The sequence below is a fragment of the Nonomuraea fuscirosea genome (assembly GCF_003001935.1).
Taxonomy (GTDB): domain Bacteria; phylum Actinomycetota; class Actinomycetes; order Streptosporangiales; family Streptosporangiaceae; genus Nonomuraea; species Nonomuraea fuscirosea.
Genome location: NZ_PVNG01000017.1, coordinates 229913 through 249577, shown reverse-complemented (window position 1 = coordinate 249577; position 19665 = coordinate 229913). Strand labels below are relative to the sequence as shown.

At 70.7% G+C, this 19665-nt stretch carries 25 protein-coding genes and 1 pseudogene; 16 read left to right on the top strand and 10 right to left on the bottom strand.

Features of this window, described 5'->3' with window-relative positions:
* Positions 1-2 precede the first annotated feature (2 nt).
* The 5 genes from B0I32_RS35410 to B0I32_RS35390 all read right to left on the bottom strand — a co-directional run bounded on the left by B0I32_RS35410 (position 3) and on the right by B0I32_RS35390 (position 5186).
* The gene (locus B0I32_RS35410) at positions 3-1175 is read right to left on the bottom strand and encodes an ABC transporter permease (protein WP_106247207.1); all 1173 of its coding nucleotides are present in this window, start codon (positions 1173-1175) and stop codon (positions 3-5) included.
* A complete protein-coding gene (locus B0I32_RS35405; RefSeq protein WP_106247206.1) occupies positions 1175-1858 on the bottom strand; it encodes an ABC transporter ATP-binding protein in 684 nt (227 codons plus the stop codon). The genes B0I32_RS35410 and B0I32_RS35405 overlap by 1 nt, the downstream gene beginning before the upstream one ends.
* Entirely contained in the window at positions 1855-2922 is a 1068-nt protein-coding gene (locus tag B0I32_RS35400; protein WP_106247204.1) for a peptidoglycan-binding protein, read from the bottom strand. Before B0I32_RS35400 ends, B0I32_RS35405 begins: the two co-directional genes overlap by 4 nt.
* 5 nt (positions 2923-2927) lie before the next feature.
* Complete coding sequence (locus tag B0I32_RS35395; RefSeq protein WP_106247203.1) at positions 2928-3524, bottom strand: hypothetical protein; 597 nt, start codon at positions 3522-3524, stop codon at positions 2928-2930.
* 93 nt (positions 3525-3617) lie between these two features.
* The gene (locus tag B0I32_RS35390) at positions 3618-5186 is read right to left on the bottom strand and encodes an alpha/beta fold hydrolase (protein WP_106247201.1); all 1569 of its coding nucleotides are present in this window, start codon (positions 5184-5186) and stop codon (positions 3618-3620) included.
* 146 nt (positions 5187-5332) lie between these two features.
* Here B0I32_RS35390 and B0I32_RS35385 point away from each other — a divergent pair, with 146 nt between their 5' ends.
* From B0I32_RS35385 to B0I32_RS58060, 7 genes are all read left to right on the top strand, one after another.
* On the top strand, positions 5333-6622 hold the full coding sequence (locus tag B0I32_RS35385) for a sensor histidine kinase (protein WP_425438123.1): 1290 nt from the start codon (positions 5333-5335) through the stop codon (positions 6620-6622).
* Positions 6619-7278 carry a response regulator gene (locus B0I32_RS35380; protein ID WP_106247198.1) on the top strand — a complete coding sequence of 220 codons (660 nt, stop codon included), beginning with the start codon at positions 6619-6621 and terminating at the stop codon, positions 7276-7278. The genes B0I32_RS35385 and B0I32_RS35380 overlap by 4 nt, the downstream gene beginning before the upstream one ends.
* A gap of 393 nt (positions 7279-7671) precedes the next feature.
* Positions 7672-7812 (top strand): hypothetical protein, encoded by a 141-nt coding sequence (locus tag B0I32_RS58065; protein WP_181308129.1) that lies wholly within the window; start codon positions 7672-7674, stop codon positions 7810-7812.
* 32 nt (positions 7813-7844) lie between these two features.
* Entirely contained in the window at positions 7845-8105 is a 261-nt protein-coding gene (locus B0I32_RS35370; protein WP_106247195.1) for a hypothetical protein, read from the top strand.
* 45 nt (positions 8106-8150) lie between these two features.
* Positions 8151-8729 (top strand): hypothetical protein, encoded by a 579-nt coding sequence (locus B0I32_RS56770; RefSeq protein WP_146178429.1) that lies wholly within the window; start codon positions 8151-8153, stop codon positions 8727-8729.
* Positions 8730-9014: 285 nt separating this feature from the next.
* Complete coding sequence (locus B0I32_RS35365) at positions 9015-9485, top strand: pyridoxamine 5'-phosphate oxidase family protein (protein ID WP_106247194.1); 471 nt, start codon at positions 9015-9017, stop codon at positions 9483-9485.
* Positions 9482-9655 carry a hypothetical protein gene (locus B0I32_RS58060; protein ID WP_181308127.1) on the top strand — a complete coding sequence of 58 codons (174 nt, stop codon included), beginning with the start codon at positions 9482-9484 and terminating at the stop codon, positions 9653-9655. The genes B0I32_RS35365 and B0I32_RS58060 overlap by 4 nt, the downstream gene beginning before the upstream one ends.
* Positions 9656-9785: 130 nt before the next feature.
* Here B0I32_RS58060 and B0I32_RS35360 read toward each other — a convergent pair whose 3' ends face one another.
* Both B0I32_RS35360 and B0I32_RS35355 read right to left on the bottom strand, forming a co-directional pair.
* On the bottom strand, positions 9786-9977 hold the full coding sequence (locus tag B0I32_RS35360) for a DUF1918 domain-containing protein (protein ID WP_106247192.1): 192 nt from the start codon (positions 9975-9977) through the stop codon (positions 9786-9788).
* A 74-nt stretch (positions 9978-10051) separates the two neighbouring features.
* Positions 10052-10465: an Hsp20/alpha crystallin family protein gene (locus B0I32_RS35355; RefSeq protein ID WP_106247191.1), complete on the bottom strand. Its 414-nt coding sequence runs from the start codon at positions 10463-10465 to the stop codon at positions 10052-10054.
* A 407-nt stretch (positions 10466-10872) separates the two neighbouring features.
* Between B0I32_RS35355 and B0I32_RS35350 the strand changes: the two genes are divergently transcribed.
* Positions 10873-11559, top strand: a complete 687-nt coding sequence (locus B0I32_RS35350; RefSeq protein WP_106247189.1) for a CBS domain-containing protein — start codon at positions 10873-10875, stop codon at positions 11557-11559.
* Between the two features lie 56 nt (positions 11560-11615).
* On the opposite strand, the gene B0I32_RS35345 is transcribed toward B0I32_RS35350, so the two are convergent.
* Positions 11616-12473: a universal stress protein gene (locus tag B0I32_RS35345; protein WP_106247187.1), complete on the bottom strand. Its 858-nt coding sequence runs from the start codon at positions 12471-12473 to the stop codon at positions 11616-11618.
* Between B0I32_RS35345 and B0I32_RS61095 the strand changes: the two genes are divergently transcribed.
* The 6 genes from B0I32_RS61095 to B0I32_RS35320 all read left to right on the top strand — a co-directional run bounded on the left by B0I32_RS61095 (position 12363) and on the right by B0I32_RS35320 (position 15439).
* Complete coding sequence (locus B0I32_RS61095; RefSeq protein WP_146178428.1) at positions 12363-12710, top strand: cation transporting ATPase C-terminal domain-containing protein; 348 nt, start codon at positions 12363-12365, stop codon at positions 12708-12710. The genes B0I32_RS35345 and B0I32_RS61095 overlap by 111 nt on opposite strands.
* A 99-nt stretch (positions 12711-12809) precedes the next feature.
* Positions 12810-13127, top strand: coding sequence for a DUF4342 domain-containing protein (locus tag B0I32_RS35335; protein ID WP_106247186.1), 318 nt, complete (start codon positions 12810-12812; stop codon positions 13125-13127).
* A 347-nt stretch (positions 13128-13474) separates the two neighbouring features.
* Entirely contained in the window at positions 13475-13669 is a 195-nt protein-coding gene (locus B0I32_RS35330) for an ATP synthase beta subunit C-terminal domain-containing protein (protein ID WP_106247184.1), read from the top strand.
* A gap of 106 nt (positions 13670-13775) precedes the next feature.
* Positions 13776-14387, top strand: coding sequence for a hypothetical protein (locus B0I32_RS59085; RefSeq protein ID WP_219912165.1), 612 nt, complete (start codon positions 13776-13778; stop codon positions 14385-14387).
* Complete coding sequence (locus B0I32_RS59080; protein ID WP_245956218.1) at positions 14372-14842, top strand: ATP synthase beta subunit C-terminal domain-containing protein; 471 nt, start codon at positions 14372-14374, stop codon at positions 14840-14842. Before B0I32_RS59085 ends, B0I32_RS59080 begins: the two co-directional genes overlap by 16 nt.
* A 33-nt stretch (positions 14843-14875) precedes the next feature.
* A complete protein-coding gene (locus tag B0I32_RS35320; RefSeq protein ID WP_106247183.1) occupies positions 14876-15439 on the top strand; it encodes a V-type ATP synthase subunit D in 564 nt (187 codons plus the stop codon).
* Here the strand turns inward: B0I32_RS35320 and ppk2 are convergent.
* Together ppk2 and B0I32_RS35310 are read right to left on the bottom strand one after the other, a co-directional pair.
* Positions 15440-16158: pseudogene (ppk2, locus tag B0I32_RS35315) on the bottom strand (polyphosphate kinase 2).
* Between the two features lie 145 nt (positions 16159-16303).
* Entirely contained in the window at positions 16304-17281 is a 978-nt protein-coding gene (locus B0I32_RS35310) for an Acg family FMN-binding oxidoreductase (protein WP_106247181.1), read from the bottom strand.
* A gap of 195 nt (positions 17282-17476) precedes the next feature.
* Between B0I32_RS35310 and B0I32_RS35305 the strand changes: the two genes are divergently transcribed.
* Positions 17477-18517 (top strand): zinc-dependent alcohol dehydrogenase family protein, encoded by a 1041-nt coding sequence (locus B0I32_RS35305; protein WP_106247180.1) that lies wholly within the window; start codon positions 17477-17479, stop codon positions 18515-18517.
* Between the two features lie 136 nt (positions 18518-18653).
* The gene (locus B0I32_RS35300) at positions 18654-19523 is read left to right on the top strand and encodes a GerMN domain-containing protein (protein WP_106247178.1); all 870 of its coding nucleotides are present in this window, start codon (positions 18654-18656) and stop codon (positions 19521-19523) included.
* Positions 19524-19665: the final 142 nt, after the last annotated feature.

Genomic DNA, 19665 nt, shown 5'->3' with positions numbered 1-19665 from the left:
TGTCAGACGGTTCGCAGTGCCTCGGTGGGTTGCATGCGGGCCGCGCGGATGGCGGGCAGCAGCCCGGCGGTGGCGCCAATGGCGACGGCCGCGCCCAGCCCGCCGGCCCAGGTCAGCGGGGGTATCACGGTGGCCCAGTTGTTGATGTGGGTGTAGACGATGGTGGCCAGGGCACCGAGGGCCACGCCGGCGAGGCCGCCGAGCGCGCCCAGCAGGATCGCCTCCGACAGGAACTGCAGGCGAATGTCTGCTCTGGTCGCTCCGAGGGAGCGGCGCAGGCCGATCTCGGAGCGGCGTTCCAGGACCGAGATGACCATGGTGTTGGCGACGCCGATGCCACCGACGAGCAGTGCGACCGCGCCCAGGCCCAGGAACAGGCCGTTGAACGCGGATTGGGCGGCCGCGCGGGCCACCAGGGCGGCGGAGGGCTGGCTGACGTTGACCTCGCCGGGATTGCGCGGGTTGGTGGTGGCGGCCAGTACCTTCCGCACGCTGGGCACGTGTTCGGTGGCCGCCCGCACGTAGATCGTGGTCGGATGGCCGTCGAAGCGCAGGTATTTTTCGGCGGCCGGATAGCCGACCAGTACCGCGGAGTCGATCTCCGGCGTCAGCTTCGCCGGGTTGAGGATCCCGGCGACGTAGAACCATTGCCCGCCGACCCAGATGCGCATCCCCTGGTGGATCTTCGCGATGCCGAGACGCCGGGCAGCGTCGGCGCCGAGGACGGCGACCGGTTGCCGGGCGGTGGCGGCGTTGAGATAGGCGCCTTGGGCCAGGCTGGTGCGCACCGCGGCGGGCAGGTCCAGGCTGGCCGCGTTGACGCTCAGCGAGTTGGTGTTGAAGACGGGGATGTAGGGGTTGCGGAAGGCGTTGGCCGTGGTTTTACCGGTGTGTTCGACCTTCTCGACCGGGCCGATTCTGGCGATCATCCCCGGCGCGTCACCGGGCAGCTTCGCATTGTCGCCACCCATGGTCTGGCCGGGGGTGACGGTGAGCAGGTTGGTGCCCAGCTTGTCGATCTCGGCCAGCAACCCGGCCTGGGAGGAGGCTGACAAGCCCAGCACGGCCACCATCGCCGCGACGCCGATGGCGATGCCGAGCGCCGACAGGGCCGCCCGCATCCGCCGGGTCCGCAGCCCCAGGCTGGCCACCCGCGCCAGGTCGGCCGAATACATCACGGCTCCCGCCCATCGGCGACGAGGTGCCCGTCCAGCATCTCGATGCGGCGGGGCAGCCTCGCGGCCAGCTCCCGGTCATGCGTGATCATGATGATGGTGGCGCCTTCGGCGTTGAGCTCCTTCAGCAGGGCGAAGATCGCGGCTCCGGAAACGCTGTCGAGGTTACCGGTGGGCTCGTCGGCCAGCACGATCGCCGGGTTGCCGACCAGCGCGCGGGCGATCGCGACCCGCTGCCGCTCACCGCCCGACAACTGGGTGGGACGGTGGTCCAAGCGATGCCCCAGCCCGACCCGCTCCAACGCCTCGGACGCCGCCTGCAGCCTGGCGCGATATCTGACACCGGTGTACAGCATGCCGTCGGCCACGTTCTCCACAGCCGTGGCGTGCTGGGCCAGGAAGAACTGCTGGAAGACGAACCCGATCCGCATCGCCCGCAGCCTGGCCAAGGCCCGGTCGGACATGCTCGCCACGTCGTCGCCGACGATGCGCACCGTGCCCAGGGTGGGCCGATCCAGCGTACCCATGACCTGCAGCAGCGTCGATTTGCCCGACCCGGACGGCCCCACGACGCCGACCAGTTCGCCGGCCTCGACGGTGAAGCTGACCTCCTGCAGCGCCACCACCGGTGTCGCGCCAGGATAGACCCTGCTCACCCGGTCCAGTTCCAGAACACTCCTCATGACGCAGGCACCACGATGCGCTGACCTTCGGCCAGGCCGTCGCCGGTGACCTCGACCCTGCCCTCGCTGTCGTCGAACAGCCCCGTCGTCACACCCACCAGCCGATGCTCGCCACCGGCGTCCACGACCTCGACCGCGTAGCCGCCACCGGCCAGCGCGAGCAGCGAATTCACCGGCACCGACAGCACATCCTCGGCGGTGCCGGTGACGATCGAGACCTGTACCGGCGCCTTATCCAGGCTGCCGGTCTGCTTCGGCCTGGTCGGCCGGATCTTCACCTCGATCGTGGTCCCGCTGTCGGAGGTGGTGGCGACCTTGCCGACCTCGGAGACCACGCCCAGCGCTGTCTTGCCGTCGGGCAGCGTGATGATCACCTTGTCGCCGACGGCCACCTGGCTCTGCCGGCCGGCGTTCAGCTCGACGGTAACCTGCCGTGCCGTCGAGGATGCCTCAAGCACCACGGTCCCGGCCGCCGTCTGCGCGCCGCTGACCGCGTTCACCTTCAGCACCCGGATCGTCTTGGCCGGCACGAACACCGCCTGGCCGAGTGCAAGGTTCCCCGACTCTTCCAGTCCGGCCCTGTCCTGCAGGTCCCGAAGAGCGTTGTAGGTGGCCCTGCCGAAGTAGTCGGATCCGGGGTCGAGCTGGTCCTTGGTGGCGTGGCCGAGCGTCACCAGCGCGGCGTTCAGCTGCTGAACGTCGGCGCCGTCGGCGCCCCACGACAGCGACCGGTAGATGGGAACCGCACCGTGGAGCAGCACCACGGGCTTGCCGTCCACCCGGTAGAGCACATTGCCCGCGGTGACGACCTGGCCCACGGCGGGCAGCTTGGTCACCGTACCGGCGGCCCTGTTGACGATCTGGTGGTTGCCCGCGTAGCCGAGCGTGCCGTTTTGCAGGGTACGGGCCGACAATGTGCCCTTGGTCACCTGTGCCAGCCCGGTCCTGGCCGGGCTCTGGGCGGTGGTGCTCGCAGTGGGCGCGGCGAACGGGTCGGCGCGCAGGACCCAGCCACCCCCGGCCACCAGTGCGCCGGCCGCCACCAGCGCGGCCACCCAGCGCATCGCACTCAACTGCCGCCGCCGATCTTGCCGGGGGTCATGTTCCGGATGCTCTGCGGCTGGTATTGCTTACAGGATTCCTCGGCCTTCTTGAACTGCGGCGTGTTCGGGTCGTCGTTGAGCTTGAAACCGCCACCCGCGTCAGGGTCGGGGAACGACGGCACGCCGTTGTCACGCATGCACGCGGCGTACTTGAGCTTGTCCGCCGTGGACCACGTCGCGTTGGGGTCGTTCTGCGGGGGCGGAGCGGGCATGAGCTCCTTGCAGGCCTCGGCGGCCTTCTTGAACGCCGGGGAGTTGAGATCGATCCCCTCTCCCATGCCTTTGCCCGGCTCCGGGTCCTTGAAGTCCGGCAACCCGTTGTCGCGGACACACTGGGCGAAGGCCACCGGATCGGCCTTGGAACCGCCCTGCGGGGCGGCGGCGGACGCCGGACCGGCCTGCGGCGCTAGGGAGGCCACCGTCCTGCCGGGTTCCTGGCTGTCCCCGCAGGCCACACCGGCCAGCGCGAGGGCGGCCAGCGCGAGAACCGGTGCGACGGCCCGCGCGGTGCTCTTGCGTGAGCACTTCCGCCTGGCCACGCTCTGGCCGAGAGTGCTTCCCATGTCGTTCTCCATCATGTGCGGGTGAGTATTGGCCCGGTCGCCGAGACGGCGCGTGCGGTGGCCGTCCCGGCGACCGGGTGAGGGCAGCGTCGGCTACTTCGCGGGTACGGGGGTGCCGTCGCAGCCGCGGTCGATGCGGCCCGTGGTGAAGTACGACACGAGCTCGGCGGCGCAGTCCGGCACGCGCAGGACGGACCCGTGCACGTCGTCGGCGACGGTGAAGACCGTGCCGCCGACGGCGGAGTGCATCTGCTTGGTCCACTCATACAGGGAGACGGCTTCGTAGCGATGTCCGGCCAGCACCAGCGACCCGCCGCGGCGCTGCACCTTGATCTTCTGCACCGGCAGCGACCAGCCCGCGCATTGGGCGGAGAACCTACTGGCCCGCCCGGTGACCGGGTTGCGCTCAAGTCGCCGCTGGTAGGTGGCCCAGGCATCGGAGAAGTTGAGCCGGCTGGGGTCCTCGTTGCAGAAGACGGCCTGGCCCGCGGTCGCGTTGAACCGCTCCGGCGCGCCGGCCGGCGGGCGCTGCAGAGTGCCCTGCCCGAGAAGTCCCCTCAGGGCCGGCGGCGCGGTGTCACTCTCGTCCCGCATCTCCTTGAACGCCTGGGCGACCTGCGGCCAGTCCGGTGCGCTCTGGATGGCCAGCATGGCGACCGTGGCACCATCGGCCACCATCTCCCAGTCGCTATAGCGCCTCGGCTGCTCGTCATAGGCGCGACCGAGCGCCAGCACCGTGGCCCGCACCTGCTTCGCGGTGCTGCCGAGGCCGTAGGTCCCGTTGCGCTCGGCGATCCAGGCCGCCATCCGCGGGAAGTGACGCTCGGTGCCCGCCGCGTGGCCGTCCTCGAAATCGTCGAGCCGGAAGTTCACCGGCGCCACGCTGTCCAGGAACATGCGTCCGACGCTGTCCGGGAACGTGCTGCGGTAGACCGCGCCCAGCCAGGTGCCCCAGGAGATGCCCAGGAAGCTGAGCTTGCGCTCGCCCAGCGCGATCCGCGCCCGATCAAGGTCACGGGCCGCGTTCTGGGTGGTGAGCTGGCCGAGGAAGGCGGGATCGAAAACCCCGCACGCCTTGTTCGCCGCGACCCCGGACTCGTGGACGAGCTTGGCCGTCTCCTCGGGCAGCGGCCCCGGCTGGGGCGGCACGCCCTGGCCCTGGGGGGCCGGGCAGTCGACCTTGGTGCTGTAACCGACTCCGCGGGGGTCGAAGCCGATCAGGTCATAGCGGTCGTTGAGCTTGGCGTTCGTCTGGTTCATCGAGGCGATCTGGAGCGGGAATAGGTAACCGGAGGCGCCTGGCCCGCCCGGGTTGAGCGCCAGGCTGCCCAGCCGGTGCTTGCGGTCGATGGCCTTGACCCGGGTGATCGCGATGGTGATCTGCCGTCCGCCTGGTTTGCGGTAGTCCAGTGGAACGCTGACGGTTCCGCACTCCATCCGGCCCAGCAGCGCACGGAACGTCCGCCGTTGCTCATCAGTGACGGCAAGGCTACGGATCACCTCGTCGGAATAGGCGGGACACGACCGCCACGTGACCGATGGCAGCGCCTGCCCGCTGTCAGCCGTCGCGGCGGGCGAGCCCGCGATCAGCGCGGTCAAGGTGACGGCACTCGCGGCTGCGGCGGCAACCGCGCGGCCGGTCAGAAGTCCATGTTCAGTCATGTGGCCCACCTTGGTGGCGGCGATCGTGCACCCGCGTCCGCCTCCAGCCACACGTGGGCATCTGTCTTGAGACGTATACGGGCGTCGCCGAATCAGACTTGCGGCAGACGCGGGCGCATCGGTCCTGACCATAAGCTCACAGGATTATGACGCCTCTTCGCGCGTGGTCACGCTCACCGATGCTGCAGGACGCGGCGCCGGCCGCGGTGCTGCTCGCGATCTGCGTGCTGGTCAACGCCCCGAACGCGATCGTGGGCAACACGGCGGGTACCCCCGTCGCAGCTGGACAGGACGGACAACTCGCCCTGTGGTGGGCGGCGACGGCGCTCGCGGCCGGCGGCGTCGTGCTGCGCAGGCGCTGGCCGCTGCCGATGCTCGTCGTCTGCGTGCTGTCCGCCGGGGTGCACGTGGCGCAGGCCGCACCTCTCATGATCATCGATCTGAGCGTGCTGGTTCTGCTCTACACGGTGGCCTCCCGTTACGCGTGGGTCATCTCGCTGGCGGCCCTGACTTGCCTGTTGCTTGTGGCCGCCGGATGGAGCCTGTACGGCCCGCTACCCGGCCCATCCGAGGTACTTTCCATGGGCCCCGGCCTTGGCACCCCATCCGGCCCGAAAGAGGTCATGAGGGTCCATCGCCAGGCCTCGGCCGATGCCTGGAGCGGCCTGTCCGTACTCGGCTCGGCCCTGGTCGCCTCCTGGGCCATCGGCTCCGGCGCCCGCAGCCGCCGCGCCTACCTCGACGAGCTGCACGCACACGCCCGAGACCTCGAACGCGAACGCGACCAGCAGGCCGCGCTCGCGGTAGCCGCCGAACGCGCCCGGATTAGCCGCGAACTGCACGACGTCGTGGCCCACGGCCTGTCCCTCATGGTGATCCAGGCCCAAGGAGGCGCCGCCGCGCTCGACAACACCCCGGCCGATACCCGGACCGCGCTGGAGACGATCGTCACCACCGGCCGTAACTCCCTCGCCGACATGCGACACGTGCTCGCCGCGGTCGGCGAGGTGGACGATGCCTGGCATCCGCAGCCCGGCCTGGCGCACCTGCCCGCCCTGCTCACGCAGGTCAACAGGGCAGGCACGCCGGTACGGCTGCGCGTCGAGGGCTCCCCCGTGACCCTGCCCGCCACCATGGACCTGTCGGCCTACCGCATCGTGCAGGAAGCCTTGACCAACACCATGAAACACGCCGGAACGGGTGCCGCCGCCAGCGTCGTCCTCACCTACCACCACGCGGAGATCGGCATCGAGATCAGCGACAACGGCCGCGCCCGGACCGGGGACGCTGGCGCAGGTAACACCGGCGCAGGTAACGGGCTGCGAGGCATGCGCGAGCGCGTCAAACTGCTCGGCGGCACGTTCACCGCAGGCCCGAAGCCCCGAGGCGGGTTCACCGTACGGGCGGCGCTCCCGATCCAGGGACACGCCACATGATCGACATACTGCTCGCCGACGACCAAGCCCTCGTCCGTACCGGCTTCCGCATGATCCTCGACAACGCCGACGACATGCAGGTCGTCGGCGAGGCAGGCGACGGCGCGCAGGCCGCGGAGATGGCCGTCCAACTTCAGCCCGACATCGTGCTCATGGACGTCCGGATGCCCGAGGTCGACGGCGTCGAAGCGACCCGCCGCATATGCACCGGCACCAGCCGGATCCGGGTGCTGATCCTGACGACCTTCGACCTCGACGAGTACGTCTACGCCGCCCTCCACGCCGGCGCCAGCGGATTCCTGCTCAAGGACACCCTCGCGCCCGACCTGCTCTCGGCCATCCGCGTGGTCGCACGCGGCGATGCGGTCGTCGCGCCCAGTGTGACCCGCCGGCTCCTCGAACGATATGTCGGCATCGGCGTCGCCCAGGCCATACCCGCTGCCAGCCTCGACGTCCTGACCGAACGCGAACGCGAGGTGCTGAGCCTCATCGCCCGCGGCCTGTCCAACACCGAGATCGCCGAGTGCCTCTTCCTGTCCGAGGGCACCGTCAAAACCCACGTCAGCCGCGTGCTGGCCAAACTCGGCCTACGCGACCGTGTCCAAGCCGTGGTCTTCGCCTACGAAAGCGGCCTGGTACGCGCCGGAGCCACCTAACGATCATGGGTCGCGAAGTTCTGCGCGTATGCGACCGGCCCAGTCGGTCAAGCCGCCACACCAAGCGGCCCATTCGCCGGCGGCGACGCCACCATCCTCTGGCTCTACCACGTCCTCAGCCCGCTGCAATGCCTCACCAGCCCCGGCCTGACCAGCCAGAACGGCACCCTGGTCGCCCAGATCACCCTCAGCTGAGGGCCCGCCCACGCGCGCGCCAAGAGCACACCGCCGCCACCCGACTGTGGCATGAGTGTGGCTTCGAGGCGGGTGGTCTGTGCGGTGCGCGGGGCCGACGATAACAGGGTGAGCACCGCGAGTGAGGAGCCGCAAGGAGCCGCTACCGCCCCGGCCCGTTCCGGGCGGGCTGCCGCCAAAACGGGCCGTGGGTCGGCGATGGCCCGCTATGAGCTGCCGGCCCCGCATCTGCATGAGGGCGCGCCGCTGGCCCGGCTGGCGGCGGGGCAGGGCGAGAGCGGTGTCACCTACCGGACGTTGCAGCGCTGGCTGGCGGCCTACCGGCGGGGTGGGCTGTAGGCGCTGGCCGGGCCGGCCGAAAGGACAAGGGGTTGCGCCGGTTCACCTACTGGACGGTGCATAAGATCGTCAGCTCGCTGGACCCGGCGCTGGTCACCCTCGGTGTGCAGGGCGCCAAGAAGTACCGCAAGACCTATGAGCTGGTCTACCGGCGCGAGGCCGCCAAGCCCAACGAGATCTGGCAGGCCGACCACACCGAGCTGGACATCTGGGTGATCGACGACAACAACAGCCCCGCCCGGCCGTGGCTGACCGTGATCGAGGATGACCACTCCCGCGCGATCGCCGGATAGGCCGTCAACCTGGAAGCGCCCTCGGCGCTGAGCACCGCGCTGGCCTTGCGGCACGCGATCTGGCGCAAGAACGAACCGTCCTGGCACGTGTGCGGCCCCATCGGGGGCACCTGCGACCGGGCCGGGCAAGCCACGCTGACCCTGCCCCAACTGGACGCCGCGATCGGCCGGTTCTTCCATCAGGTCTACAACCAGCGGCCCCATTCGGAGACCAAGACAGCGCCGCAGGCACGCTGGGAGGCCGGCGCATTCATCCCGCGCATGCCCGGCTCACTCGAGCAGCTGGACCTGCTGCTGCTCACGGTCCCCAAGCCCCGCAAGATCCACACCGATGGGATCCACTTCCTGTCCTTGCGCTACTGCCGCCCACACCGAACCGCTGCCCGCCGCCTACCCCACGCCAGCGCCGCCAACTGGCACGGCCTGGCCCAGCCCGCCACTGACGACACCGTGGCCGCCGCCCAGCCCGGCGATCCCTGCCCCGAGCCGCCGCCAGGCAGATCAACGATATGTCCATCGTCACCAAGGAGATCGTCGACGCCGCCCGGCAGAACCTCGTCATCGGCTCGATGTGAGATCACACCAGCCACAAGCGGAGATCCACGACCAACGATCATGAGCTGAGGCTATTGCCTGGCCCCCGTTTCCGGGCCAGGCAGCGGCCTGTTCAGAACACTCAGGACCAACCACCCCAGCCAAGCCGACCACGACAAACACCGATCCGAGAATCACGACCCCAAGCGATCCAAGTCACACGCAGGCGGCCGCCGATCGTCACCGTGCTCGTACACCGCCGCGCGCTTCGACCGCGTCCTGCACCCGTCCGCGCCTACCATCGGGGGCGATCGGCGGTCGTCGCGGGACTTTCGTCCCTGACCGGCCGGGCGGGGACGCGGGCAGGCTGAAGACATGAAACTCGACTCGGCCGGCCTGCAGGTGCTCACCCATGAGGAGTGCATGCGCCTGCTGCCCGCACGCCCGATCGGGCGGATCGTCTTCACCGACCGCGCGCTGCCGGCCGTGCAGCCGGTCAACTTCTGCCTGGACGGCCAGGACATCGTCATCCGGGCGGCGGCCGGCTCCAAGCTGGCGGCCGCCAGCCGCTGCTCGGTCGTGGCCTTCGAGGTCGACGACTTCGACGCCGACGCGCGCAGCGGCTGGTCGGTCACCGTCGTCGGGTACGCCCGCGTCGCCGACGACCCGGAGGAGATCGCCCGGCTGGAACGACTGCCGCTGACGCCGTGGGCGCCGGGCCGTGACCACTTCATCGTCGTCACCACGGTGGAGGCCACCGGCCGGCGCGTCCAGCAGCCCTTCGCCGGTGCTCCGAGCCCGGTGGAAAAGGCACCATCTGCTCATCAGGAGGTGAACCGATCATGATCGGTGGACGCGTGATCATGGAAGCGCCGCTCGTCGACGCCGAACTGCTGACGCTGAAGAAGCGGGTCGACAGCCTCGAGGAGCAAGTACGCACGCTGACGGCCGCGAACCTGGCCCTCGTGCGCAGCATGGAGAATCTGCAGCGGATCTCGCCGGCCGCGGCCGGTTGAGCGACTACGTGGTGCAGGCGAGCTCGTCTCACGCCTACACGACGAGCTCGCCAAGGTCAGGAATGCTGCCGAGGTCGGTGATTCGGGTGATGGCGACGTCCGGCGGACTCGCCCGATCGATCAGCCCGTGTCATCGGCGGCCGGGGACGACACGCGCGTCCGGCCCGGGATAGACAAGAGACTCGTGCCCGTTGTCCAGCCAGCGCACCCGGTAGGGAGGCGAGCCGTCGGCGTGCTCCACGCCCACGACGAAGCCCTCCCGACGGACGTTGGCGCCGTACGTACCCTCCACGATCAGCCGATCCCCCACAGTCGCTTTCATGACGATCCCTCATCTCCTCGTTCAGGTGAGTCGGCGGGCACGGACAAGCCGGAGCCGCCCGCGCCCGCCAGGCGTCAGTGCTCGACGGTGATCCGCCGGCCCTCGGCCTTCTTCTCCTCGGTCAGCCCCACGCTGACCTCCAGGACGCCGCCCCGGTAGACGGCCTTGACGTCATCGGTCTTGGCCGTGGCGGGCAGCGTCACCGTCCGCGACAGCGCCCCGTAGGCGAACTCGGAGCGGTGCGGCTCGGCCGACTGGCGGGTCTTCTCCGCCCGGATGTGGAGCATGCCGCCGTCCACGGTGACCTCGACGTCCTTGTCGGGGTCGATCCCGGGCAGTTCGGCACGCAGCACGTACCGGCCGTCGGCGATGTAGTCCTCGACCCGGACGATCTGGCCGAAGGGGCGGAACCCGAACATCGGGCTCTCCATCCACTCCAGCAGCTCCGGGAACGGGAACCTGATGTCCCTCCGCTCAGGCAGGTTCATCGCAGCCTCCTTCCGTGGGACCCCGGTCCCACACCTCCAGGCCACACCCGGGGGAATCCCGTCCCCAGAGGAGAAAGCCCTCGTACCGGCGGGACCATCGTCACTTTCGCCGGGGGCCGGGCGCGGGACTTTCGTCCCTGGTGCCCGCGACGGCGATGACCTGGGCTTGAGGTGTGGAACCGGCGGAAGGGAGGCCACCATGGACTGGCCCCTCGCGATCGTCCTCGTGGCGGTGATCATCGCCGTCATGGTGATCATCACCTCGCTCATCGCCCGGCCGAAGCAGTAGCCCCATGGCCGGAACGGGCGCACGGGAGCTCCGGCTCCCGCGCGCCCCCTCTTCCGGACTCTCCGCACACACCACCGCCGGCGCGCCCGCGCCGCGACGACCCCGAAGGAGGAGCACGATGTACGTCACCGTCAACGAGGTCATGACCCGCGAGGTCGTCTCGGTCCACGAGCACACGCCGTTCAAGGACATCGCCGAAGCGCTCATCGAACGCGGCATCGGCTCCGTCCCGGTGGTCGACGACGCCGGCCACGTCCTCGGCGTCGTCTCCGAGGCCGACCTGCTGTGCAAGGAGGAGTTCCGGGAGCTCTACTACCAGGAGGGCTACAAGCCGCCCCTGAAGACCCGGCTGCGCCACCGCCTGTCCCCGGACAGCGCCGGCCGGCGCCGCAAGGCGACCGGCGACACCGCCGCCGAGCTGATGACCGCCCCCGCCGTCACCGTCCCCGCCACCACCTCGGTCGTGCGGGCCGCCCGCGCGATGGACGAACACGGCGTCAAGCGGCTCGTCGTCACCGGCGACGACGGCACCCTGCGCGGCATCGTCAGCCGTCGTGACCTGCTGAAGGTCTTCGCCCGCTCCGACGCCGACATCGCCCGTACCATCCGCGAGGACGTGCTGGAACGCTCGCTCTGGATCGAGACCCTCGGCATCAGGGTGGAGGCCGACCACGGCGTGGTGACGCTCACCGGCTGGATGGACCGCCGCAGCGACGCCAGGATCGCCGTCCGGATGGCCGGCCGGGTGGACGGCGTGGTCGACGTCATCGACCAGCTCAGCTGGAAGCACGACGACACACGTTGAGGCACACGACGAAACGGGCTCGACCACGGGCGGTCACCCACGCACTCCCATTCGCGTCAACGGCGGGCGGCGCCGCTGACCACCGCGACGGGACAGCGCGCGTGGTGCAGGACGCCTCTGCTGACCGAGCCGAGCAGCAGCGAGCCGAGCCCGCCCCGCCCGTGGGAACCGACGACCACCAGGTCGTACGTGGTGCCGGTGAGGGCGTCCACGGGATGCGCGTTCTGGATGTCCTCCACCAGCGTCACCTCGGGATACCTGGCCTCCCATGGTGCGATCCGGCCGCGCACCAGATCGTGCCTGGAAGCGTGGATCTCGTCCGCGTCGAAGAAGATCTCGGGGGCGAACGCGTGCACCGGCACCTGCCAGGCGTGGACGAGACGTAGCGTGGCGCCGCGCAGACCGGCCTGCTCGAACGCGTAGCCGATCGCCGGCTCGCAACTGTCGGAGTCGTCGATGCCGACCGCGATCTCGCCGGCTCGCTCGCGAGGTCCGGCCCGCACCACGACCACCGGGCAGGGCGCGTGCCCCGCCACCTTCATCGTCACCGAGCCGAGCAGCGCTCTGGTGAAGCCGCCCAGCCCTCGGTCACCGATGACAAGCTCGTCCGCCTGCTGTGCCTGTTCCAGCAGAACGATCGCGGGTATGCCCTCCACGACCTGGGCGTCCACCCGTATCGCGGGCTGCCGGGAACGCGCGACCGCCTCGGCCGCCTCCAGCACCCGCACCGCCGCGCGTGCCAGAACGTCCCCCGTGCCGGGAACGGCGACTCCGGCGATGTTGTACGGATGCCGGTCCAGCGCATGCAGGATCCGGAGGACGGCGCCCGTCCGCGCCGCGTCGTCCGCCGCCTGCTCAACCGCCGCAGTGGCCGGAGCCGAGCCGTCGACGCCTGCGATCACGAGATCGGTCATGGCAACCCCCTCCTCCCGACCTGTTCACCGGACGCTCCGCCGGCAAACTCCAGGTTCGAACTCGTCTTCACCGCCGCCTTGATCTACGTGCCGGTGCTGCAGGACCTGTTCGGCACCGCCGCCCTGCCCATCGACGTGCTCGCCATCATCGCCGTCTTCCCCTTCATCGTCTGGGGCACCGACGAACTGCGCCGCTGGGCGGTACGCCGTCACGCCGCCCCGCCGCCGGCAACGTAGGTTGTGCCTTTCGGCCCGGCCGTGACGACTTTCGGCCCTCCTCCGGTGACCGCCCCTCCCGTGAGGCTGGATTCAGGACGACAAGAGAGGGGCGTCACTATGACCGTCACCAAGGAAGACGTCAAGGTCCGCGGCACCGACCTCGCCCGCAAGCTCAAGACGGCCCTGCACGAAGGCAACGTGCACCGGATCATCGTCAAGGACTCGCACGGGCACACCGTGATGGAGGTCCCCCTGACGGCGGGGGCCGTGGTGTTCGTCGCCGCCCCGTTCCTCACCGTGATCGCCGGGCTGGCCGCTGTCGCCGCGGAGTGGACCCTTCGTATCGAACGGCAGATCCAGGGCGTGGAGGACGTCGACGATTCGGTCGATGTCGATGTCGTGCGGAACGACACGAGCAAGGCGCCCGCGGCCTGAGCGTCATCCCGTGGTCGGGACGCGGTTGAGATCAGGGGCTGACGGGTGTGATCGAGTTCGCCGGCCGGCCTGTCCTTGTGGCGCCCGATCGCATGCCGCCATACGACCGGAGCCGGTGAAGGGAGTTCCGTCATGGCGCGGCTACGCGAGTTCGCCGGCCGGTTCCGTCCGGCGGGAGTGCCGGGCGCCGCCGCACCGGCGGGGGTGCCGGCCGACCTGCGCGCCTGTCGCGAAACCGAGCTCGAACCCGTCTTCGCCGCACTGGCGGAGACGGTGAAGACCTGCGTGGACCTGCGCGAACAGGCGGCCGAGTATGCTCGCGAGACGGAACGGCGCACCCGCGAGCGGTGCGAGTCCTGCTCGCGGAGGCCGACCGGCTCTCCGCGCTGGCCGAGCTGGTCGGCACCGCCACCTTCCCCGCCCGCGAACGCGTCGTACTGCTGGCCGGACGGCTGCTGCGGGAGGGCCTGCTCCAGCAGAGTGCGCTCAGCCCGTCCGACGCCTACTGCGCCCCGAGCGCACCGCCCGCCTGGCCAGGCTGATCCTCGACGCCGTCGACGACTGTCTCCGGCTGACCGAGCGCGGCACGCCGGCCGGAGAGATCGAGGTCCGCGACTTCTCCGATGTCCTGCGCGCCAAGGAGCGGCCATGATCGAGCTCGAATACACCGCGCTCAGCGAGCTGCGTGGCCCGCTGGCCGTGGTCAGCGGCGTCACCGGAGTGGGCTGGGACGAGTCCGCGACGATCCGGCTGTCCTCCGGCGAGACCCGGCACGGCCTGGTGCTGGAGGTGGATCGCGATCTCGCGCTGGTCCAGGTGCTGGAAGGCACCTCCGGCATGTCCAGGAACGGTACGCGCGTCACCTTCGCCGGCTCGCCCCTGCGCGTGCCGGTCGGTCCCGGCTGGCTCGGCCGGGTCTGCGACGGCCGCGGCGCTCCGCTGGACGGCGGCCCGCCCGTCTTCGGCACCTCCACGGCTCCCGCGAGCGGCTTCCCGCTCAACCCCGCCTGGCGGGTACCGCCCGCCGAACCCGTGCTGACCGGGGTGTCGGTCATCGACCTGCTGACCACCCTCGTCCGCGGCCAGAAGATCGCACTGTTCTCGGCGGCGGGACTGCCGCACCTTGAGCTGGCCGCCCAGATCGCCGCCCAGTCCCACGCCGGCGGCGAGCCCTTCAGCATCGTGTTCGCGCCTCCCTCTACGAGCGCTGCGGCCGGGTCCGCGGACGGCCCGGATCGCTCACCCTGCTTCCCGTGCTGACCATGCCGGCCGGGGACATCACCCACCCGGTCCCCGACCTCACCGGCTACATCACCGAAGGCCAGATCGTCCTGTCCGCCGACATCCCCGTCCACCCGCCGATCGACCCGCTGGCCTCGCTGTCCCGGCTCATGCGCGGCGGGGTGGGTGTGGGCCGTACCAGGCCCGAGCACATGGACCTCGCCGCGCAGACACTCGCCGCCCTCGCCCGCGCCCGGCAGGCCGGCGCACTCGCCGAACTGGTGGGGGCCGGCGCACTCAGCGCCACCGACCGCCGCTACCTCGACCTCACCCGCGCCTTCATGCGCGACCTGCTCTCCCAGCCCGGTGACGAGGCGAGAACGCTGGGGCAGACGTTCGAGCGGGCCTGGCGGGTCCTGTCCATACTGCCGAGGCGAGAGCTGTCCATGCTGGACGCCGACGCCCTGGACGCCCACCACGAGGAGGCCGGATGAAGGTGCACGTGCCCCCCCGGCCGGGCCGGCCGGCTGTGGCTGCGCCACCGCCTGGCGACCGCCGAACGCGGCATCGACCTGCTCGAGCGCAAACTCCGGATCCTGCGGCAGGAACAGCGGTGCCTGACGCTGCTCAACGAGCGGACCGGACGCGAATGGAGCGCCGCCCTCGCCCGGGCCGAGACCTGGACCCTCAGAGCGGCCACCCTGGCCGGCGAGCACGCACTCCGGCCCGCACCGCCGGCGGAGATCACCGTGGAATGGGCCGAGGTGATGGGCGCCGCCTTCCCCCAGCACGTGCGCTGCCTCTTCCCTGACCCACTTGGCACGCTACCGCTCAGCGCCGCGGTCACACCCGCGAGGCTCGCCTGCCGCCCCGCGATCGAGGCGGCGGCCAAGCACGCCGCGGCACGGGAGGCACTTCGCGTCGTCACCGCTGAGACCACCGCCACCACCACGCGGATCAGTGCGCTCAGGGAACGCTGGACGCCCGCGCTACGACGGGCCCTCACCGACCTCGACCTGGTACTCGACGAAAGCGAGCGCGCCGCGGCGGTGCAGGCCAGACGCCGGATCGGAGCGGCTGGAGATGCCTGATCAGAGGCCGCCCGTCACGTCGGGCACCGGCGTCTCCACCCGCGGCGGCCGCCGGTAGCCGCGGGACTCGGGCCGCGCCGGGATCTCCAGCGGCGGGCGCCGCACCTCCCGGTACGGGATCGTGGACAGCAGGTGGGAGATCATGTTGATCCTGGCCCGCCGCTTGTCCTCGCTCTCCACCTCGTACCAGGGCGCCTCAGGGATGTGGGTGTGGATCATCATCTCGTCCTTGGCGCGGGAGTACTCCTCCCAGCGGGTGATCGACTCCAGGTCCATCGCGGCAACTTCCAGCGCCGCATCGGATCGTCCAGCCGGGCCCGGAAGCGGCGTTCCTGCTCGGCGTCGCTGACCGAGAACCAGTACTTGCGCAGCAGGATCCCGTCCTCCACGAGCAGCCGCTCGAAGATCGGGCACTGGTGCAGGAACCGGGTGTGCTCCTCCTGCGTGCAGAACCCCATCACCCGCTCGACCCCGGCCCGGTTGTACCAGCTCCGGTCGAACAGCACGATCTCCCCCGCGGCCGGCAGGTGCTCGACGTACCGCTGGAAGTACCACTGCGTCCGCTCCCGCTCGGTCGGCGCGGGCAGGGCGACGATCCTGGCCATGCGCGGATTGAGGTATTCGGCCACCCGTTTGATCGTGCTGCCCTTGCCCGCCGCGTCCCGTCCCTCGAAGACGACCACCACGCGGCGGCCCTCCGCCCGCACCCACTCCTGCACCTTCACCAGCTCCGCCTGCAAGCGGAACAGCCGCTTCTCGTACGGCTTGCGCCGCAGCCTGTCAGCGCCCACCACACCACCCCCTCCTCTCCATGTGACGCCGGCCGACCAGCAGGAGAACGATCGATCGCCCCGTTGTTCCCGCTCACTCCAGGAGGTCGGTCAGCGGACGCCGGGGCAGGCCCCGGCCGTCGTCGAAGGCGACGCCGAGTCGCATGAGCATCTGGGGATACCGACCGGAGAAGAGCTCCTGGCGCAGGAACTCGCGCAGGAGGTCCGTCTCCAGTGCCTGCGTGTGGAAGGCGGCGCTGACCCCGTGCGCGGACGCGTGCAGTAGGACCCGCTGCAGCGCCTGTCCCGTGGCGATCCACTCCTCGCGGCTGTCACCCGGCGTGGTGAGGACGGCGACGACGCCGGTCGCCGTCTCGCCGGCCTCACCCTCGGCGCCCCAGTCGTGCCGCCAGGAGTAGTGACGCTGGGGGAAGTCCGGCTCCGTCGGCACGTGCTCGTGGGGATAGCTCCGCGCGGGCACCCCGTCGGCACGGGTGCTGCCCGGCGGCCGGGCCCATCGGATGAGCTCCAGGCTGAACCGCTCGTCCTGCGCCTGCACGCCCTGCGCGGCCTGGGTCAGCGCGGCCAGGACGTTCACCGCCGCGGACGAGCGGACCGGCGTCAACGTGGCGCCTTCGGCCATGGCTGCCTTGGCCAGTGACTCGACGAACTGGTCGGGCAGCGGCACGTCGGCGAACCCGGCCCGGTGGGTGTGACGCCGCTCGATCTCGCCGCCGAGCACCCAGGTCGGCTCGTCGGCCTCGGTCTCCGCGCCCGGCCTGATCGTCGCCAGCAGCCCCGGACGGTCGGGATCGGGCAGGATCCGCACCACGGGCTCGTAGCCTTCACAACGCATCGCGGTGCGCATGGTGAACAGGGCGGTGCCGCAACTGATCAGCAGTTCCCGGCCGGCGGCGTCGCCGATCGGCAGTTTCCTGGCGGTGTCGGCTCTCAGGCCGATCTCCTCCCCGGAGACGGCGAAGGTCCAGGGCTGGGTGTTGTGCACGGACGGAGCCCAGCGGGCGGCCTCCACCGCCGCGTCCAGTGCCTGCTTGGGCGAGCGGGTACTCATGGGCCACCTCCAGAAGGCGATGCCTCCAGCGCATCACATCGCGGGCTTCCGGTGAAGCACCCCGCTCCTCCGCTTGCCAAGCCCTGTCCGGCTGTGACGAAAGGACGTCGGTCGTCGGGGAAGAGGACCTTAGCCCCTGCCCGGTCACCGTCCCACGAGGGAGCCTGTGAGCTGGACGGACAAGGAGGAGACACCATGAAGGCACTCGTCTATCACGGACCTGGTAACCGCTCCTGGCAGGACATTCCAGAACCGCGGATCACGGACTCGACGGACGTGATCGTCCGCGTGGACGCCGTCACGATCTGCGGCACCGACCTGCACATCCTCAAAGGGGACGTGCCGGCCGTCGAAGAGGGCAGGATCCTCGGGCACGAGGCGGTCGGGACGGTGACGGCCGCGGGAAGCGCGGTCGGCACGGTCAAGGAGGGCGACCGCGTGCTCGTGTCCTGCATCACCGCCTGCGGGCGGTGCCGCTACTGCCGCACCGGCATGTACGGCCAGTGCCTGGGCGGCGGCGGCTGGATCCTCGGCCACCGCATCGACGGCACCCAGGCCGAGTCCGTACGGGTGCCGTTCGCCGACACCTCCGTGCACCCGCTGCCCGGCGCCGTGCCGGACGAGACGGCCCTCATGCTGGCCGACATCCTGCCCACCGCCTACGAGGTCGGCGTGCTGAACGGCCGCGTCCGGCCCGGCGACACCGTCGTGGTCGTGGGCGCGGGCCCGATCGGGCTGGCCGCGATCACCACGGCGCGGTTGTTCACGCCGAGTCACATCGTCGCCGTCGATCCCGCGCCGGCCCGGCTGGAGGCCGCCAAGCGGCTGGGCGCGGACGTGCTCGTCGGCGCCGGGGACGATCCCGCCGCCGCGATCGCCGAGCTCACCCGCGATCTGGGGGCCGACGTCGCCATCGAAGCGGTCGGCGTCCCGGAGACCTTCGAGCTGTGCACCCGCCTGGTACGCCCGGGAGGGCACGTGGCGAACGTCGGCGTGCACGGGGCACCCGCGACACTGCATCTCGAGGACCTGTGGATCCGCAACGTGACCATCACCACGGGCCTGGTCGACACCCACTCCACACCGGCCCTCCTGGACATGATCGCCGCCGGACGGCTCGACCCGGCCGCTTTCATCACCCACCGCTTCGACCTGGACCACATGGACGAGGCCTACCGGACGTTCTCCGACCCGAAGACGAGCGGAGCGCTCAAGGTGGTCCTGACCAGACGATGAGCCGGGCGGCTGGCCGCACGCGGCGCGAGGGGGCGGGCCGTACGGCGCGGGTGACAGGACGTTCGTCCCTACTGCCTCTCCCCCGCGCCAGCGAGACTGGAATCAGGAGCACTCACGGGAAAGAAGATGATCCATCATGCTCCCGATCCGTCCCCTCATCGCCGGCGCGGCCCTGGCCGCGGCGGTGACCGTCCCGCTGGCCCTGCCGGCCCAGGCCACGCAGCTCGCCCGGATACCGGTGCTGACCGGCATCCGCGCCGCTCACCAGCCGGGCCTCGACCGGCTCGTGTTCGAGTTCCGGGGCGGCGTCCCCCGCCGGGCGCAGGCCCGCTACACCGGCGCCATCGTCGACCAGGCCACCGGGCGCACCGTCAGCGCCGTGGGTGACGCCCTGCTGCGGATCCGCTTCGAGCGGGCCGGGGCCGGCACCGTGCAGGCTCGCACCACGTACCCGCTGCCCGGCGTCATCCAGGTCGTCGGCACGACTCCGTACCACTCCACGCTCACCTACGGCGTGGGGCTGGCCAGGCAGGCTCCGTTCCGGGTCTACCAGCTGACCCGGCCCAGCCGCGTCGTGGTCGACATCACCACTCCCTACCGGACCGTCCCGGTGCGTGGCTACTTCCTCGACACGGCCAGGTACGACGCCGGCCGGCAGCCGTACACGACGGCGGTGCGACGGCCGGTGATCGCGCCGTCCACCGCCTACGGCGCGCTGCAACGGCTGTTCGCCGGACCCACCCAGGCTGAGAAGGCGCAGGGGCTGCGCTTCGTCTCCTCCAAGGCGACCGGCTTCAGCAAGCTGACCGTCAAGCGCGGAGTCGCCCGGGTCTACCTGACCGGCCGCCTCACCGGCGCGGGATCGACCTTCACCATCGCCGACGAGATCATGCCGACGCTCAAGCAGTTCCCGTCCGTCAAGTGGGTGAAGATCTACGATGCCCGCGGGCACACCCAGCAGCCCTACGGGCCGTCCGACTCCGTCCCCCGGAGCCTGGAACCGTAACCGGCGGGCAGGGGGCCCGGACGCCGGCCGTCCGGGCCCCTTCCGGCGCCGGGTGACCTTGGTCCCTGATACGGGGTCCGTCCGGCCCTGCCCGGCGATCGGCCTGCCGGACAGTCTGGGAACGGGAGAGCACGTCAGGCCT